The organism is Rhodococcus sp. D-6 (assembly GCF_040256695.1).
Classification (GTDB): domain Bacteria; phylum Actinomycetota; class Actinomycetes; order Mycobacteriales; family Mycobacteriaceae; genus Rhodococcus; species Rhodococcus pyridinivorans.
Genome location: NZ_CP132970.1, coordinates 3,925,371 through 3,941,390 on the forward strand (window position 1 = coordinate 3,925,371; position 16,020 = coordinate 3,941,390).

Genomic DNA, 16,020 nt, shown 5'->3' on the forward strand with positions numbered 1-16,020 from the left:
GCCATGGCTTACCAGGTGGCATTGAGCTTCGAGGACGGGGTCACCCGCTTCATCAAGGTCAACCCGAACGAGACCGTCGCCGACGCCTCGTACAAGGCTCGCATCAACATTCCGCTCGACTGCCGCGACGGCGCGTGCGGAACCTGCAAGGCCTTCTGCGAATCGGGCAGCTACGACGGCGGCGACTACATCGAGGACGCCCTCACCGACGAAGAGGCCGAGCAGGGTTACTGCCTGCCGTGCCAGATGATGCCGGAATCCGATCTGGTGGTGCAGATCGCGAGCACCTCCGATGTCGCGAAGACCGCGGCCGCCTCGTACAGCGCGACCATCACGGATCTGCGCCGTTACTCCGAGAGCGTCGTCGGGTTCACCGTCGAGATCGACAACCGTGACGATCTGGTGTTCCTGCCCGGTCAGTACGTCAACATCGGCGTGCCCGGCAGCGACGACGGCACCGGTAAGCCGGCGACCCGCTCGTACTCGTTCAGCACCGGCCCGCACGAGAATTCGCTCGCGTTCCTCGTGAAGATCACCGAGGACGGTCTGATGTCCGAGTACCTGCGCGACCGCGCGCAGGTCGGCGATACCCTGGAGTTCACCGGCCCATTCGGCAGCTTCTTCCTGCGCGAGCGCAAGCGTCCGTCGCTGCTGCTCGCCGGCGGTACCGGCCTGGCGCCGCTGCTGTCGATCCTGTCGAAGATCGAGGCCGACGGCTCGGACCAGCCGGTGCACCTGATCTACGGTGTCACCTTCGATCACGATCTCGTCGAACTCGACGCGCTCGAGGAGTACACGAAGCGGCTGCCGAACTTCACGTTCGACTACTGCGTCGCCGACGAAGCGTCGTCCGCCCCGAACAAGGGATACGTGACGGGTCTGTTCGAGCCGTCGCACCTCAACGACGGTGATGTGGACATTTACCTGTGCGGTCCGCCGCCCATGGTGGAGGCGGTGCGTAACCACCTGTCCGAGAACGGTATCGAGCCGACGAACTTCTACTTCGAGAAGTTCAACACCTCGGCCACCCCGGGTGGGGCAACCGCACCCGCTGCCACCGACGCCGAGAAGGCCGCGGCGGAGAAGGCTGCCGCCGAGACCGGTCGTCCGGTGGTGCTCGAGAACCCCGAGCCCGGCAATTACGAGATCGGCGAGGAGCATCCGCCCGTCGCCGAATCGGACGAGCAGTTCGACGCCCGCATGGCCCTCGAACTCGGGGTCGTCGAACTCACGATCGGCCGGCTCACGCCGGAGCAGCTCGTCGAGTTCCGCATCCTCGCCGAGGCGTCCGGCGCGTCGGTCGAAGGCGACCACTTCACCGACGCCGCGGCGTTCACCGACACCAATGCGGCCTTCCACGAGTTCCTCTTCCGCTGTTGCACCAACCCGGTGCTGCTCGAGGCCTACAACAAGCTCGAGGTCACCCGGTTGATGAAGCAGGTCCTGCGCGACGCGCAGTGGATCGAGGAACACATCGTCGACGAGCACCTGCAGCTCGTCGAGGCGTTCGAGAAGGGCGACAAGGCCGCCGCGCGCGACCTGATCGTCGTCCACTCGCAGCACGCCAAGGAGACGATGCGTCGCGCCATCGCCAGCGGTGCCCCAGCAGGTGTCTCCTCATGATCGAAACGAAGATCTTCCCGGGCCGGTTCGACGGACGGTGCCTGACGATCACCGGCGCCGCGCAGGGCATCGGTCTCACGGTGGCGACCCGCATCGCCGCCGAGGGCGGTGAGGTCGTGCTCGTCGACCGCGCGGATCTCGTCCACGAGGTGGCCGAGCAGCTGCGCGAGGCGGGCGGCAAGGCGCATTCGGTGACGGCGGATCTCGAGACCTTCGAGGGCGCGGAGGAGGCGATCTCCCACGCCGTCCGCACCACCGGCCGCATCGACGTGCTGATCAACGTCGTCGGCGGCACGATCCGGGCCAAGCCGTACGAGCACTATGCGCCGGAGGAGATCGAGAAGGAGATCCGGCGGTCGCTGTTCCCCACTCTGTGGACGTGTCGCGCCGCCGCTCCCCATCTGATCGAGCGACGCGCCGGCACGATCGTGAACGTCTCGTCGGTCGCGACCCGCGGCGTCAACCGCGTGCCGTATTCGGCGGCGAAGGGTGGGGTCAACGCGATCACCGCGTCGCTCGCCCTCGAACTCGCCCCCTACGGGGTCCGCGTGGTGGCGACCGCCCCGGGCGGCACCGTCGCTCCCGAGCGGCGGATCGCGCGCGGTCCGTCGCCGCAGTCCGAGCAGGAGAAGGCCTGGTACCAGCAGATCGTGGACCAGACCGTCGATTCCTCCCTGCTCAAGCGGTACGGCACGCTCGACGAGCAGGCCGCCGCGATCTGTTTCCTGGCCTCCGAGGAGGCCTCCTACATCACCGGCACGGTTCTTCCCGTCGCCGGCGGCGATCTGGGCTGACCGCCCCTCGCTCGGCCTCACCGGAGGCGCCAGTCCCCCCCGGTGAGGCCACTTTTCTCCCCGAATCCTCTTGTGACTCCACCCACAGACCGGAGCAACGCATGCCCCACGCCACGCAGACCTGGGCCAGTCCACAACATCGGCGCAGCGTCATCTGGATCGTCGCGCTCGCCACCCTCGCGATCATCTTCGACGGCTACGACCTCGTCGTGTACGGCACCGTCCTTCCGACCCTGATGGCCGATCCGACCCAGCTCGGGGAGATCTCTGCCCAGCAGGGTGGTGCCCTCGGCTCCTACGCGCTCATCGGCGTCATGGTCGGCGCGCTGCTGACCGGTGCGTTCGGTGACCGCGTCGGCCGCCGGAAGATGATGTTGATCAACATCGTCTGGTTCTCCGTCGGCATGGGTGCGGCGGCCTTCTCCACGAGCATCACGATGTTCGGCGCGCTCCGCTTCTTCACCGGCATCGGCGTCGGCGGTCTCGTCGCCACCGCCGGAGCCGTGGTCGCCGAGTTCGCTCCGCCCGGCAAGCGCAACCTGTTCAACGCCATCGTCTACAGCGGTGTCCCCGCCGGTGGTGTGATGGCCTCGCTGCTCGCGATCCTGCTGCGCGACGCGATCGGCTGGCGCGGACTGTTCCTCATCGGCGCGTTGCCGCTGCTCATCCTGCTCCCGCTGGCACTGATGAAGCTTCCCGAGTCGCCCGCCTGGCTGCAGTCGCGGGGACGCTCCGACGAGGCGCAGCGTGTGTGCGAGAAGTTCGGTTTCCCGCTGCCGTCCGCAGCACCTGTCGCTTCCACCGAGAAGATCGGTTTCGCGGCACTCGCGACCCGCAAGTACGCCCTCGGTACGGGACTGCTCGGCATGATGAGCTTCGCCGGTCTGCTGCTCACCTACGGCCTCAACACCTGGCTGCCGAAGATCATGGCCGACGCCGGTTACAACGCCAACGGCTCGCTCGCCTTCCTCCTCGTCCTCAACGGCGGCGCCATCCTCGGCGGCCTGCTCGCCTCGAAGGTCGCCGACGGCCGCGGACCGCAGTCCGTCATCGTCACCACCTTCTTCCTCGCGGCCGTGGCCCTCGTGCTGCTCACGCTCGGTTTCCCGCTGCCGGTGCTGCTCACCGCCGTCGCGATCGCCGGTACGGGCACGATCGGCACCCAGGTGCTCATCTACGGGTTCGTGTCCAACTACTACGACACCCCCGCCCGCGCTGCGGGTGTGGCGTGGTGCGCCGGCTTCGGCCGCCTGGGCGGCATCGTCGGCCCGGTCATCGGAGGTCTGCTCATCGGCGCGGGCTTCGCGAACAACGTGAACTTCTACATCTTCGCGGGTATCGCGCTCGCCGGTGGTCTGGTCACGTGGTTCGTGCCCCGCCCGGTCCAGTCCGTCTCGCCGGTCCGCAGTTCCGATCGCCCCGTGCCGACTACCGTGGATGTGTGACGGACAACGTTGTGCTGATCGGCCGGAACTCCGAGTTGTTGCAACTCGAACGCCTCCTCGACGAAGCCCGCGCGGGTGTCCCCTCGCTGGTCCTCGTCGAGGGGGCGTCCGGCGTCGGGAAATCCTCCCTCGTTTCGTATTTCGTCGCTCGCCACGACGACCTCGCCGTACACGACGCGACCGGGGCCCGCTGGGAAGCCGGCCATCCGTGGTCCGTGCTCGAACAGCTGCTCGGTGACACCGTCACGGCGGGCGACCCGGTGGAGGCGGCACGCACGCTCCTCGACCGGATCGACGACGCGACGGTGATCGTCGTCGACGACGCGCACTACGCGGATGCCGAGTCGTTGCAGTCGCTGTCGTCGTCGCTGAGGCGAGCGCACGGACGTCCCCTGCTCATGATCTGGATCGTGCCCGACGTGCTTCCCGACGATGTCGCCCCGGCGACCGCCGACCTCCTCTCGAACAGCCACCGCGTGGACACCCTCCACGTCGGCGCGCTGGCGCCCCCGGATGTCGCGCAACTCGCACTGCATCGCATCGGCGTCGACCTGTCCGCGTGGACGGCGCGTCGCCTGCAGGAACACACGCTCGGGAACACCCGCTCGATCCTGCAGCTTCTCGACGAGATCCCTCGCGACGAATGGCACCGCTGGCAGGCGCGTTTCCCAGCACCGAGACAACACGCGGGGAAAGTGGGTCGCATCCTTGCCCGGTGTTCACCGGACACGCGCGCGCTCGTCGAATCGGTCGCCGTCCTGGACACCGCCGCGACACGGGGAGCCACCGAATCCCTCGCGCTCGTCGCCGAACTCGCCGAGGTCGGCGACACGACCGGGCCGCTCGACGAGGCCCACCGGCTCGGTCTGCTCACGATGCGTGAACAGCGGGGCGTGGTGTCGTTGTCGTTCCCCGATCCCATGACCCGCGCCGCCGTGGCCGACGAGATCGGCCCGGCCCGCTGGCACAGCCTGCACGCGCGGGCCGCTTCGCTCGTCGACGACGAGGGCGCCCGGTTGTTCCACCTGGTGTCCGCGACACCGACCGGAAACGAGGAACTCGCCGCCGACCTCGACGCTTACGCCCGGCGATGCGCCGCCGACGGCGCCTGGTCCCAAGCGGCCGAAGCGCTCATCACCGCGAGCCGTATCACTCTCGACCGAGAACTACGGACCCGCAGGATGATCCGCGGTGTCGACGCACTGACCGGTGCGGCCGACCTGCCCCAGGCCCAGACGTTCGTCCCCGAGATCGAGAGCGTGCCGAGCGGACCGATGCGCAACGCCGTGCTCGGCTATCTCGCGATCCAGCGGGGGCGGGCCGCGGAAGCGCACCACCTTCTCACCGAAGCGTGGTCGATGCTCGACGATCCGGAATCCGAACCCGAACTCGCCGCGACGATCTCGCAACGCATGGTGTTGCATTCGTTGGCACGGCTGCGCGGCGACGATCTTGTCCTGTGGGCCGATCGTGCCGCGGACACCCTCCCCGAGACGGCTCCACCCGTCGTCGAGTCCCGGGCCATCCGCGGACTCGGGCTGGCGATGACCGGTCGCGTCGATGAGGCCGTCGAGTCGTATTCGGCTCTGTCCGATGTCATCCGGCTCGGAGCGCAGAGCCAGCGCATCCGCATGGCCGAGGGGTGGCTCGCATTGGTGCTCGACCGGCCCGATCTCGCCCGGACCGAACTCGAGGCGGCCGAACCGACCATCTTCCGCGGCGGGTCGCTGCGCATCTCGCTGTGGGCGCAGGCCTGGCTCGCGCGAACACAATTCGCGCTCGGTGCGTGGTCCGACGCGCTGCGCACCGTCGATCGCGCGGCGGCGCAGCTCGACGCGACACAACTCGATCTGCTCCGACCGCTCGTCCACTGGACCGGCGCCCAGGTCCAGGCGCTGCGCGGGAACTGGACCGCGGCACGGGAACACGCCCACCGTGCCCGCGCCGGGAACAACGACTACCCGCTCATGCTCGTACCGGCCTGCCTGTGCCTGGCGCAGTGCGCCGAGGTGGTCTCCGACTACACGAGCGTGTTGCGCTATCTGGAACCGATCGTCACCATGCGCGAGCGGGGCGCCGTCGACGAACCCGGCCACTGGCCGTGGCCGGATCTCTACGGCAACGCCCTCGTGATCACCGGACGCGTCGACGAAGCGGACGAATTCCTGCGGCCGCACGAGGAACTCGCCGCCGAACGCGGTCACCGCTCCGCCAAGGCCCGCCTCGGTTACGTGCGCGGTCGCATCCTCGGAGCCCGCGGCGACATCGACGCCGCCCGCGACGCTTTCGAACACGCACTCGACGAGATCGACACGCTGCCACTGCCCTACGACCGTGCACGCATCAACTTCGCGTGCGGCCAGACGATGCGCCGCGCGGGGCGTCGCCGCGACGCCGACGCGGTGATCCGCACCGCCCGTGAGCTGTACGCGTCGCTCGGCGCCGTCTCGTACGTGGAACGTTGCGACCGGGAACTCAAGGCCGGTGGTCTTCGTATCGGCGACGGCGAGACCGAGACTCCGCGTTCGGATTTCACGACCCTCACTCCGCAGGAACGCGCCGTGGCCACACTCGTCGCGTCGGGCCGCACCAACAAGGAAGTCGCCGGTGAGCTGTTCCTGTCCGTCAAGACCGTGCAGTACCACCTGACCCGCGTGTACTCGAAGTTCGGCATCCGCTCGCGCAGCGAGCTCGCCGCGAAGTTCCGACAACAGGATCGAGGTTGACCATTGACCGCCGTGGACGATCGCCCCACCGCCGAGACCGATCTGTTCGAACGCCCCGTGCGTCCCGTCGTCGGACCGCGCGGGATACTCCGGGATCTCGGCCCACGATACGCCGCGAACGGCTTGATCGGGCTCGTCTTCTCGTGCACCGGACCGGTCGCCGTGATCCTCGCCGCCGGCGCCGCGGGCGGGCTGAGCGCACCGCAGTTGGCGTCGTGGATCTTCGGGGTGTTCGCCCTCAACGGGCTGCTCACCATCGTGATGAGCGTCGCCTACCGGCAACCGCTCGGGTTCTTCTGGACCATCCCCGGCACCGTGCTGGTCGGCGGGTCGCTCACCCACCTGAGCTGGGCGGAGGTGGTCGGCGCATTCTTCGTGACAGCGGCCCTCGTGACGGTGCTGGGGGCCTCGGGACTGGTGCGCCGAGTGATGGAAGCGTTGCCGATGCCCATCGTCATGGCGATGGTCGCGGGGGTGTTCCTGAAGTTCGGCATCGATCTGGTTTCGGCGCTCGGTTCCGACGTCGCCATCGCCGCACCGATGGTGATCGTCTTCCTCCTGCTCAGTTCCGTTGCAGTCCTCGGTAAGTGGATGCCTCCCATCCTCGGCGCCCTGCTCGCCGGGGTGGGCGCGGTCGCGCTGTCGGACCGGTTCTCACCGTCCGGGACCGACAGCGCGGTCTTCGCCGCACCGGTGTTCACCGCCCCGCAGTTCACGTGGTCGGCGATCCTCGAACTCGTCGTGCCGCTCGCGATCACCGTGCTGGTCGTGCAGAACGGGCAAGGTATCGCGGTGCTGCGCTCGGCCGGGCACAATCCGCCCGTCAACGTCTCGGCGATCGCGTGCGGACTGTGGTCCTTCCTTGCCGCGTGCGTCGGCGCCGTGTCGACCTGTCTGACCGGACCGACCAACGCGCTGCTCGTGTCGTCGGGCGAACGGTCCCGTCAGTACACCGCGGCGATCACATGCGGGACGCTGGCGATCGTCTTCGGACTGTTCGCGCCGCTGTTCGTCCGGTGGATGATCGCCGCGCCCGCCTCGTTCGTCGCGACTCTCGGCGGCCTGGCGATGCTCAAAGCGTTGCAGGGCGCCTTCGTGGCCGGGTTCGCGAGCAAGCACACCATGGGTGCGCTCGTCGCGTTCGTGGTCACCGCCTCGAACATCACCGTCTGGAACATCGGCGCGGCGTTCTGGGGGCTCGTCGCGGGTGTGGCCGTGTCGTGGCTGATGGAGCGTCCGGACTTCAGCCGCTGACCCCGACCCCGACGTACTCGGAGAGATGCTCGCCGGTGAGCGTCGACCGCTCCTTCACGAGTTCGCTGGGGGTGCCCTCGAAGACGATGCGTCCACCGTCGTGGCCGGCGCCGGGACCGAGGTCGATGATCCAGTCGCCGTGGGCCATCACGGCCTGGTGGTGTTCGATGACGATCACCGACTTGCCGGACTCGACGAGCCGGTCGAGCAGACCGAGCAGCTGTTCGACGTCGGCGAGGTGCAGGCCCGTGGTGGGTTCGTCGAGGATGTAGGTCTCCCCCTTCTCTGCCATCGCGGTGGCGAGCTTGAGCCGCTGCCGCTCACCGCCCGACAGGGTGGTCAGGGGCTGGCCGAGCCGCAGATAGCCGAGGCCGACGTCGGACAGTCGCTGCAGGATCTTCGACGCCGCCGGGGTGCGTGCCTCGCCGTCGGCGAAGTACTCCTGGGCCTGCGCGACGGACATGGCGAGCACCTCGGCGATGTTCTTCCCCGCCAGGGTGTAGTCGAGCACGGCGGTCTGGAAGCGCTTGCCCTCGCAGTCCTCGCAAACCGATTCGACGGTGGCCATCACCCCGAGGTCGGTGTAGACGACACCGGCGCCGTTGCAGGTCGGGCAGGCGCCCTCGGAGTTGGAACTGAACAGGGCCGGCTTGACACCGTTGGCCTTCGCGAACGCCTTGCGGATCGGTTCGAGAAGACCCGTGTAGGTCGCGGGGTTGCTGCGACGCGAGCCCTTGATGGGGCTCTGGTCGATCGTGACCACGCCGTCGCCGTCGGCCACCGAACCGTGGATCAGCGAACTCTTGCCCGATCCGGCCACGCCGGTCACCACGACGAGCACGCCGAGCGGGATATCGACGTCGACGTTCTGCAGGTTGTGCGTGTCTGCGCCGCGGACCTTCAGGGCTCCGCTCGGGGTGCGCACCGTCGGTTTCAGCGACGCCCGGTCGTCGAGGTGACGACCGGTGAGGGTCTCGGCACGCCGCAGTTCGTCGACGGTGCCCTCGAAGACCACCTGTCCGCCCTCGGTGCCGGCGCGCGGGCCGAGATCGACGATGTGGTCGGCGATCGCGATGGCCTCGGGTTTGTGTTCGACGACGAGCACGGTGTTGCCCTTGTCGCGCAGTTGCAGCAGCAGGTTGTTCATCCGCGCGATGTCGTGCGGGTGCATGCCGATCGTCGGTTCGTCGAAGACGTAGGTGATATCGGTCAGCGACGATCCGAGATGGCGGATCATCTTGATGCGCTGCGATTCTCCGCCGGACAGGGTGCCGGTGGGACGATCCAGCGACAGATATCCCAGCCCGATGTCCGCGAAGGAGTCGAGCAGATGACAAAGGTTTTTCAGCAGCGGGGCAACCTGCGGAAGATCCAGTCCGCGCACCCATTCGGCGAGATCGCTGATCTGCATCGCGCACACATCCGCGATGCTCCTGCCGTCGATCTTCGACGACCGCGCCTCGGGGGCGAGACGCGTCCCTTCACAGTCCGGGCATGTGGAGAAGACGACGGCCTTCTCGACGAACGCACGGATGTGCGGTTGCATCGCGTCGAGATCCTTGGACAGGAACGACTTCTGGATCTTCGGGATCAGGCCCTCGAAGGTGACGTTGACGCCCTCCACCTTGATCTTGGTGGGTTCCTTGTAGAGCAGGTCGTGGAGTTGCCGCTTGGTGAACTTCGCGATCGGCTTGTCGGGATCGAAGAAGCCGCAGCCGCGGTAGATCCGGCCGTACCAGCCGTCCATGCTGTAGCCGGGGATCTTCAGGGCGCCCTCGTTGAGGGAGAGACCGTCGTCGTAGAGCACGGTCAGGTCGAAATCGGAGATGTTGCCCTTGCCCTCGCATCGCGGGCACATGCCGCCGAGCCGGTTGAAGGTCACCTTCTCGGCCTGGGTCTTCCCCGCGCCCCTCTCCACCGTCACCGCACCACTGGCCCGCACCGACGGCACGTTGAACGAGTAGGCGTTGGGCGGACCGATGTGCGGCTCCGCAACCCGGCTGAACAGGATGCGAAGCATCGCGTTGGCATCGGTGGCGGTGCCCACCGTCGAGCGCGGATTCGATCCCATCCGTTCCTGGCCGACGATGATCGCCGCGGTGATGCCGTCGAGCACGTCGACGTCCGGGCGGGCCAGGGTCGGCATGAATCCCTGCACGAACGCGCTGTACGTCTCGTTGATCAGGCGCTGCGACTCGGCGGCGATCGTGCTGAACACCAGCGAACTCTTGCCCGAGCCGGAGACACCGGTGAACACCGTCAATCGCCGCTTGGGGATCTCCACGCTGATGTCGCGGAGATTGTTCACGCGCGCTCCGTGGACCCGGATCGCATCGTGGGTGTCGGCGACGTGCGCTGCATGTGCCGGTGTGTCCTTCGTCGAGGTCATGTTCGAAGACTCCAGTGGTCGTACGGATGCGGGGCGGAACGGGTGCGACGATCGGAGAGTAAGGCCGATCGTGGGATCGGTCAGCGCAATTGCTGGATGCGGACCATGTTTCCCGCGGGGTCGCGGAGAGCGCAGTCGCGGACGCCGTACGGCTGGTCGGTGGGTTCCCTGGACGATCTCGGTGTCGCCGGCCTGCAGCTGCTCGAACGCCCCGTCGAGATCCTTCGTCGCGAGGATGATCGACGCGAAGGTGCCCTTGGCCATCATCTCGGCGATGGTGGCGTTCTCCTCCTCCGTGATGCCGGGGTCGGCGTCCGGCGGGTACAGCACCAGGGACGTGCCGGGAGTGTCGCTGCGGCCGAGGGTGATCCAGCGTTTCCCGGCGTAACCGACGTCGTTGAGGACATCGAAGCCGAGGGTGTCGCGGTAGAACGCGAGGGACGCCTCGGGATCGGTGTGCGGAAGGAATGTCTGGTGAATGGTGATGTCCATGCCGATCACGGTATGACCGGCGGACCCGTCCGCGCTTCTCGATTCCTGATCGGTCTGGTGACATTCTTCGCCACGCACGACGGGATGCCGTTCGTCTCCTCGGCCGCCTGCTTGCGGTACACGCTCGGGGGCACGCCGACGAGTTCCGTGAACCGGGTACTGAAGGTGCCGAGCGACGAACAGCCCACCTCGAAGCACACCTCGGTGACGGTGAGGTCGCCGCGTCGCAGCAACGTCATGGCCCGCTCGATACGCCGGGTCATGAGATACGAATAGGGCGACTCGCCGTACGCGAGCCTGAACTGGCGGCTGAGATGGCCGGCCGACATGTTCACGCCGCGGGCGAGGGCCTCGACGTCGAGGGGCTGGGCGTACTCGCGGTCGATGCGGTCGCGGACGCGGCGCAGCAACGCGAGGTCGCGCAGACGCTGATCGGTGACGGGTTTACCGGGCACGGGTCCGATCGTGCCACGATGCGCCGCCTCGATCCTGTCGTCGTGCGCCTCCACAGCACATCCGCCCCGCGAGGATCCCGGGACCACAAACCGGACCCGCCGGGACCGGAAAACTGACACTCTGTCGATACCTGCCCGTACGGACGAAAGGTCACCGATGGCTCGTGCGGTTCGCGTCGTCGTTCTCGGATCGGGATCGTGGGGAACCACGATCGCGTCGTTGGCCGCACGCAACACCCCGGCGACGTTGTGGGCCCGCAACGACGACATCGCGCGTGAGATCGACACCGAGCACCGCAACCGTCGATATCTCGGCGAACGGCCACTGCCGCAGGGCCTGCGCGCGACGTCCGATCTCGAAGAGGCCGCCCGCGAAGCCGACGTCCTGGTGATCGGTGTGCCGTCGCATGCAGTGCGCAAGACACTCGAGCAGGTCGTCGACGAGATCCGCGCGTGGGTTCCGGTCGTCTCGCTCGTGAAGGGCCTCGAGCCGGGCACCCGCCTGCGGCCCACCGAGGTGATCGCCGAATGCCTTCCGGGGCACCCCGTCGGGCTGCTCGCGGGTCCGAACATCGCCGGGGAGATCGCCGACGGCATGGCCGCCGCGTCGGTGGTCGCGATGCAGGACGAAGCGGTGAGTGCGGCGCTGCAACCGCTGTTCGCCACGTCGTTGTTCCGCGTCTATCGCAATACCGACGTGCTCGGCTGCGAACTGGGCGGGATCCTCAAGAACATCGTGGCGATCGCGGCCGGCATGGCCGAAGGACTCAGCGTCGGCGACAACACCCGCGCGATGGTCCTCGCCCGTGGGCTGGCGGAGATGACGCGTCTCGGTGAGGCCATGGGTGCGGATCCGCGCACGTTCGCGGGCCTCACGGGGATGGGTGATCTCATCGCGACGTGCACGAGTCCGTCGTCGCGGAACCGCCGGGTCGGTGAGGCGCTGGCGCGCGGGCTCAGCATCGACGAGGCCGTCGAGGCGCTGGGGCAGGTCGCCGAAGGGGTGAAGACCGCGCCGACGGTCATGGAACTCGCCCGCGAGTACGGGGTGGAGATGCCGATCGCCGCCGAGGTGGCGGCCGTGGTGACCGGGAAGAGCACCCCCACCGATGCCTATCGGGGGCTGCGCCGGGTCACACCCGGCGACGAGAGGGACATCGTCTGACCTTCTCTACCGCTTTCTCGGACGGATCGTAGAAAGCCAAATAGTCGCCTGTCGTGTGCTCCCGACCGGCTGAACGAACGCTCGGTGAAGTGATGTGCCATCGTGGTGACATGACTTCTGCCGCCGACGCGCTGTCGTCCCTGCTCGACACCCGTTTCAGCTGCCGCGCCTTCCTGACGAAACAGGTCCCGCGCGAGGACATCGAACGCATGCTGCAGATGGGTCAGCGCACCGCGTCCTGGTGCAACTCCCAACCCTGGCAGGTGCACATCGTCAGCGGCGACGCCACCAACCGCCTGCGCGACGCCGTCTACGCGCAGGCCACCTCGGGGAACATGGATCCCGACATCCCGGGACCCGCCGAATACCGCGGCGCCTATGCCGAGCGTCGCCGCGGCGCCGGCTACGCCCTGTACAACGCGCTGGGCATCGCCCGCGACGACTACCAGCGCCGCACCGAGCAGATGCTCGAGAACTACCGCTTCTTCGGCGCACCGCACGTCGCGATCATCACCTCCGACAAGGCCCTCGGCGTGTACGGCGCCGTCGACTGCGGTGGCTACGTTTCGACCCTGCTGCTCGCCGCCGAGTCGCTCGGCATCGCCGCCGTCCCGCAGGCCGCCGTCGCGATGACGGCCACCACGCTGCGACGCGAACTGAACATCGGCGACGACCGCGACATCGTCTGCGCCATCTCGTTCGGTTACGCCGACGAGGCGCACCCGGCCAATGCGTGTCGCACGAATCGCGCGTCGCTCGACGAGACCGTCGAGTGGGTCGACTGAACTTTCGATCACCCCGGCCGGGTCAGTCGTTCTGGGCGCGCAGGTACCGCCCGAAGTGCGGAACGGTGAACCCGATGAACCCGCGCTCGGCGGAATAGATCAGGCCCTTCTTGATCAATCCGTCGCGCGCAGGTGACAGGGAGGCAGGCTTCCGTCCGAGTTCGACGGCGATCTTCGAGGTCGCGACAGGCCCGTCGTCGCCCGCCAGATCCGCCATGGCCCGCATGTATTCGCGTTCGGCGGGGGTCGCCCGTTCGTAGCGGGAGCCGAAGAAGCCGACGGCGAGTTCCTCTTCCGCAGTCGGTGCCGCGACCCGCACGTCGTCGGCGGTGATCGGCGAATCCGCTGCGACGTCCCAGGTCGCCTTACCATAGGCCTGCACGAAATACGGGTAGCCGTCGGCGGTTTCGTACAGCAGGTCGAGGGCGTCCTGCGTGAACTCGACGTCCTCTCGTGCCGCAGGCGCGATGAGCGCGAGATCCGCTGCCGCACGGTCGAGCCGGTCGATGCGGTGGTAGGTGAACAGCCGCTCGGAGTAGGACTTCGACGCCGACAGCACCGCGGGCAGGTGCGGCAGACCGGCCCCGACGACGATGAGCGGCGCGGCGTCCTGGCTCAGCTCGTGGCAGGCCCCGCAGATCGCTGAGACGTCGTCGGAGCCGAGGTCCTGCATCTCGTCGATGAACAATGCGATGCCCACGCCCACGTCGCGTGCGAGTCCTGCTGCGTCGACAAGCAGTTCGACGAGGTCGATCTCGATGTCGCCCGAGTCGGCCCGCCCTTTCACTGCCGGAGCATCGATGCCGGGTTGCCAGCGTTCGCGCATGCCCTTGTCGGCGGTAGCCCGCAGCGCGAACGACTTGAGCACCCCGAGGAAGTACTCCACCGATTCCGGATCCGGATGCGCGGCGGCGATCTCGCGGACCGCCATGTGCAGCGCCGACGACAGGGGGCGTCGCAGTCCTTGATCGGGACGGGCCTCGATCTTGCCGGTGCCCCAGCTCTTCGCGATGGCGGCGGAGCGCAGATGGTTGAGAAGGACGGTCTTGCCGACACCGCGGAGGCCGGTGAGGACGACGCTGCGTTCGGGTCGTTCCCGGGCGATCCGTTCGAGGACCACCTCGAACGCGGTGAGTTGCTTCTCGCGGCCGGCGAGCTCGGGCGGGCGCTGTCCCGCGCCCGGGGCGTACGGGTTGCGGACAGGATCCATCCGTCGATGCTAACGGCGAACTCATCGGATTCTGAGCTCATCTAGTGCGTGTCGTAGACGGCCGTATTCGCGTATGTCCGAGCTCGAAACCGCAGTTGTTGTCGACATTTCGGAGATTTCTCGACAACAACTGCAACCTCGGCCGCCCAGAGCGACATGCACGCATGCGCATTTCAGACTTTGACATTCATTTTCGATAGTGGCTATTTCTTTCCCCATGACAACGCTCTCCCGCTACGGCGGCGCCGCCCTCACCGTCGTCGCTGCAACCTTCGCCGCCGCCTGCGGCGGTACGACCGAGGCCGACACCACTGCGGCCGACACCCCCGAGACGACGACCTCCGCCGCCGCTTCCGAAGTGGCGACGGCGCAGCCGCGCCTCGCCCTGACCTACGACGGCGGCGTCCTCGTCGTCGAGGAAGGAGAACTCACCGTCGTCGACGACTTCGCACTCGACGGTTTCAACCGCCTCTCCCCTGCCGGCGACGGACGCCACGTGCTGATCTCCACCGAAGGCGGATTCCGCGTGCTCGACACCGGCAGCTGGACGGAAGCCCACGGCGACCACGGTCACCACTACGCCGGCGCACCCACGCTCACCGACCTGACGTTCGCCGCCGAGAAGCCCGGACACGTCGTGCCGCACGCCGGGGTCACCGCCCTGTTCGACGACGGCACCGGACGCATCGACGTGTTCGACCCCGCCGATCTCGCCTCGGCGACCGACCTGCCGGATCTCGACAGTCGCGCGCTCCCCGAGGCCCACCACGGCGTGGCCGTCCCGATGCCCGACGGCGGCATGCTCGTCACCCTCGGCGATTCCGAGGATCGGACCGGTGTAGCGCTGCTCGACGAGAACGGCACCGAGATCACGCGCACCGAACAGTGCCCGGGTGTGCACGGTGAGACGGTCGCGGCCGACGGGGTCGTCGCCTTCGGATGCGAGGACGGCATGGTGATCTTCCGCGACGGAACGTTCACAAAGGCGCCGGTGCCCGACCCCTACGGCCGGATCGGGAACCAGGCCGGCAGCGAGGACTCGCCCGTCGTCCTCGGCGACTACAAGACCGATCCCGACGCCGAGCTCGAGCGGCCCGAGCGCGTCGCGCTCGTGGACACCCGCACGGCGTCGGTGCGTCTCGTCGACCTCGGTACGAGTTACACCTTCCGCTCCCTCGGTCGCGGACCGGCAGGGGAAGCACTCGTTCTCGGCACCGACGGCAACCTCCACGTGATCGATCCCGACTCCGGCGAGATCGTCCGGCGGATCGAGGTGCTCGAGCCGTGGACCGAGCCCGACGAGTGGCAGGCACCTCGGCCCGCACTCGAGGTGCGGGGCGATACGGCGTTCGTCACCGATCCCGCCACCGATTCCCTGTACGCGGTGGACGTGACCTCGGGTGAGATCCGCTCTGCCGAACTGCCGCACACCCCGAACGAGATCAGCGGCGTCGCCTGACCCCGCTACCGGAGTATTCGGCTTTCTAGTTATGGAGCTAGAAAGCCGAATAGTCCCCTCACATCCGGCCGGTCGAAATCCTTCCGCAACGTGATCCGCCTCACTCTTCAAGTTCGCGAAACGGATTTCTCGACCAAAACGGTTGGGGAGGCGATACTCTCGTCGCCTGATCCCGAAGACAACGATTGTGTAACGTGGCGACGCACCTGTTTCCTACCGGGAG

11 protein-coding genes are annotated in these 16,020 nt (G+C 67.7%); 8 read left to right on the forward strand and 3 right to left on the reverse strand.

What is annotated here, in order from left to right; genetic code table 11:
* The first annotated feature begins 3 nt into the window (after nucleotides 1-3).
* The 5 genes from benC (at nucleotide 4) to RBB84_RS18330 (ending at nucleotide 7,842) form a co-directional block, all read left to right on the forward strand.
* Nucleotides 4-1,623 (forward strand): benzoate 1,2-dioxygenase electron transfer component BenC, encoded by a 1,620-nt coding sequence (benC, locus tag RBB84_RS18310; protein WP_019288829.1) that lies wholly within the window; start codon nucleotides 4-6, stop codon nucleotides 1,621-1,623.
* Nucleotides 1,620-2,417, forward strand: a complete 798-nt coding sequence (gene benD / locus RBB84_RS18315; protein ID WP_064256440.1) for a benzoate diol dehydrogenase BenD — start codon at nucleotides 1,620-1,622, stop codon at nucleotides 2,415-2,417. The genes benC and benD overlap by 4 nt, the downstream gene beginning before the upstream one ends.
* A gap of 101 nt (nucleotides 2,418-2,518) precedes the next feature.
* Nucleotides 2,519-3,862: an aromatic acid/H+ symport family MFS transporter gene (locus RBB84_RS18320; RefSeq protein ID WP_019288830.1), complete on the forward strand. Its 1,344-nt coding sequence runs from the start codon at nucleotides 2,519-2,521 to the stop codon at nucleotides 3,860-3,862.
* Entirely contained in the window at nucleotides 3,859-6,588 is a 2,730-nt protein-coding gene (locus RBB84_RS18325) for a LuxR family transcriptional regulator (RefSeq protein ID WP_064256439.1), read from the forward strand. The genes RBB84_RS18320 and RBB84_RS18325 overlap by 4 nt, the downstream gene beginning before the upstream one ends.
* 12 nt (nucleotides 6,589-6,600) lie before the next feature.
* Entirely contained in the window at nucleotides 6,601-7,842 is a 1,242-nt protein-coding gene (locus tag RBB84_RS18330; RefSeq protein ID WP_024102367.1) for a benzoate/H(+) symporter BenE family transporter, read from the forward strand.
* On the opposite strand, the gene RBB84_RS18335 is transcribed toward RBB84_RS18330, so the two are convergent.
* A complete protein-coding gene (locus tag RBB84_RS18335) occupies nucleotides 7,832-10,723 on the reverse strand; it encodes an ATP-binding cassette domain-containing protein (protein WP_350246379.1) in 2,892 nt (963 codons plus the stop codon). The genes RBB84_RS18330 and RBB84_RS18335 overlap by 11 nt on opposite strands.
* A gap of 5 nt (nucleotides 10,724-10,728) precedes the next feature.
* The gene (locus RBB84_RS18340) at nucleotides 10,729-11,178 is read right to left on the reverse strand and encodes a helix-turn-helix transcriptional regulator (RefSeq protein ID WP_026061046.1); all 450 of its coding nucleotides are present in this window, start codon (nucleotides 11,176-11,178) and stop codon (nucleotides 10,729-10,731) included.
* A gap of 157 nt (nucleotides 11,179-11,335) precedes the next feature.
* On the opposite strand from RBB84_RS18340, the gene RBB84_RS18345 reads away from it, so the two are divergent.
* Both RBB84_RS18345 and RBB84_RS18350 read left to right on the forward strand, forming a co-directional pair.
* Entirely contained in the window at nucleotides 11,336-12,343 is a 1,008-nt protein-coding gene (locus RBB84_RS18345; RefSeq protein ID WP_064256437.1) for an NAD(P)H-dependent glycerol-3-phosphate dehydrogenase, read from the forward strand.
* A 110-nt stretch (nucleotides 12,344-12,453) separates the two neighbouring features.
* A complete protein-coding gene (locus tag RBB84_RS18350; protein ID WP_064256436.1) occupies nucleotides 12,454-13,128 on the forward strand; it encodes a nitroreductase in 675 nt (224 codons plus the stop codon).
* A gap of 22 nt (nucleotides 13,129-13,150) precedes the next feature.
* Here RBB84_RS18350 and RBB84_RS18355 read toward each other — a convergent pair whose 3' ends face one another.
* Nucleotides 13,151-14,338 (reverse strand): ATP-binding protein, encoded by a 1,188-nt coding sequence (locus RBB84_RS18355; protein WP_064256435.1) that lies wholly within the window; start codon nucleotides 14,336-14,338, stop codon nucleotides 13,151-13,153.
* 217 nt (nucleotides 14,339-14,555) lie between these two features.
* Between RBB84_RS18355 and aztD the strand changes: the two genes are divergently transcribed.
* The gene (gene aztD / locus RBB84_RS18360) at nucleotides 14,556-15,797 is read left to right on the forward strand and encodes a zinc metallochaperone AztD (protein WP_024102373.1); all 1,242 of its coding nucleotides are present in this window, start codon (nucleotides 14,556-14,558) and stop codon (nucleotides 15,795-15,797) included.
* Nucleotides 15,798-16,020 lie beyond the last annotated feature (223 nt).

Bases quoted from the DNA above. Each gene is read 5' to 3' on its own strand.
- RBB84_RS18355 (WP_064256435.1), bottom strand. From the start codon at position 14,338: ATGGATCCTGTCCGCAACCCGTACGCCCCGGGCGCGGGACAGCGCCCG.
- RBB84_RS18335 (WP_350246379.1), bottom strand. From the start codon at position 10,723: ATGGACATCACCATTCACCAGACATTCCTTCCGCACACCGATCCCGAG.
- aztD (WP_024102373.1), top strand. From the start codon at position 14,556: ATGACAACGCTCTCCCGCTACGGCGGCGCCGCCCTCACCGTCGTCGCT.
- RBB84_RS18320 (WP_019288830.1), top strand. From the start codon at position 2,519: ATGCCCCACGCCACGCAGACCTGGGCCAGTCCACAACATCGGCGCAGC.
- benC (WP_019288829.1), top strand. From the start codon at position 4: ATGGCTTACCAGGTGGCATTGAGCTTCGAGGACGGGGTCACCCGCTTC.
- benD (WP_064256440.1), top strand. From the start codon at position 1,620: ATGATCGAAACGAAGATCTTCCCGGGCCGGTTCGACGGACGGTGCCTG.
- RBB84_RS18345 (WP_064256437.1), top strand. From the start codon at position 11,336: ATGGCTCGTGCGGTTCGCGTCGTCGTTCTCGGATCGGGATCGTGGGGA.
- RBB84_RS18350 (WP_064256436.1), top strand. From the start codon at position 12,454: ATGACTTCTGCCGCCGACGCGCTGTCGTCCCTGCTCGACACCCGTTTC.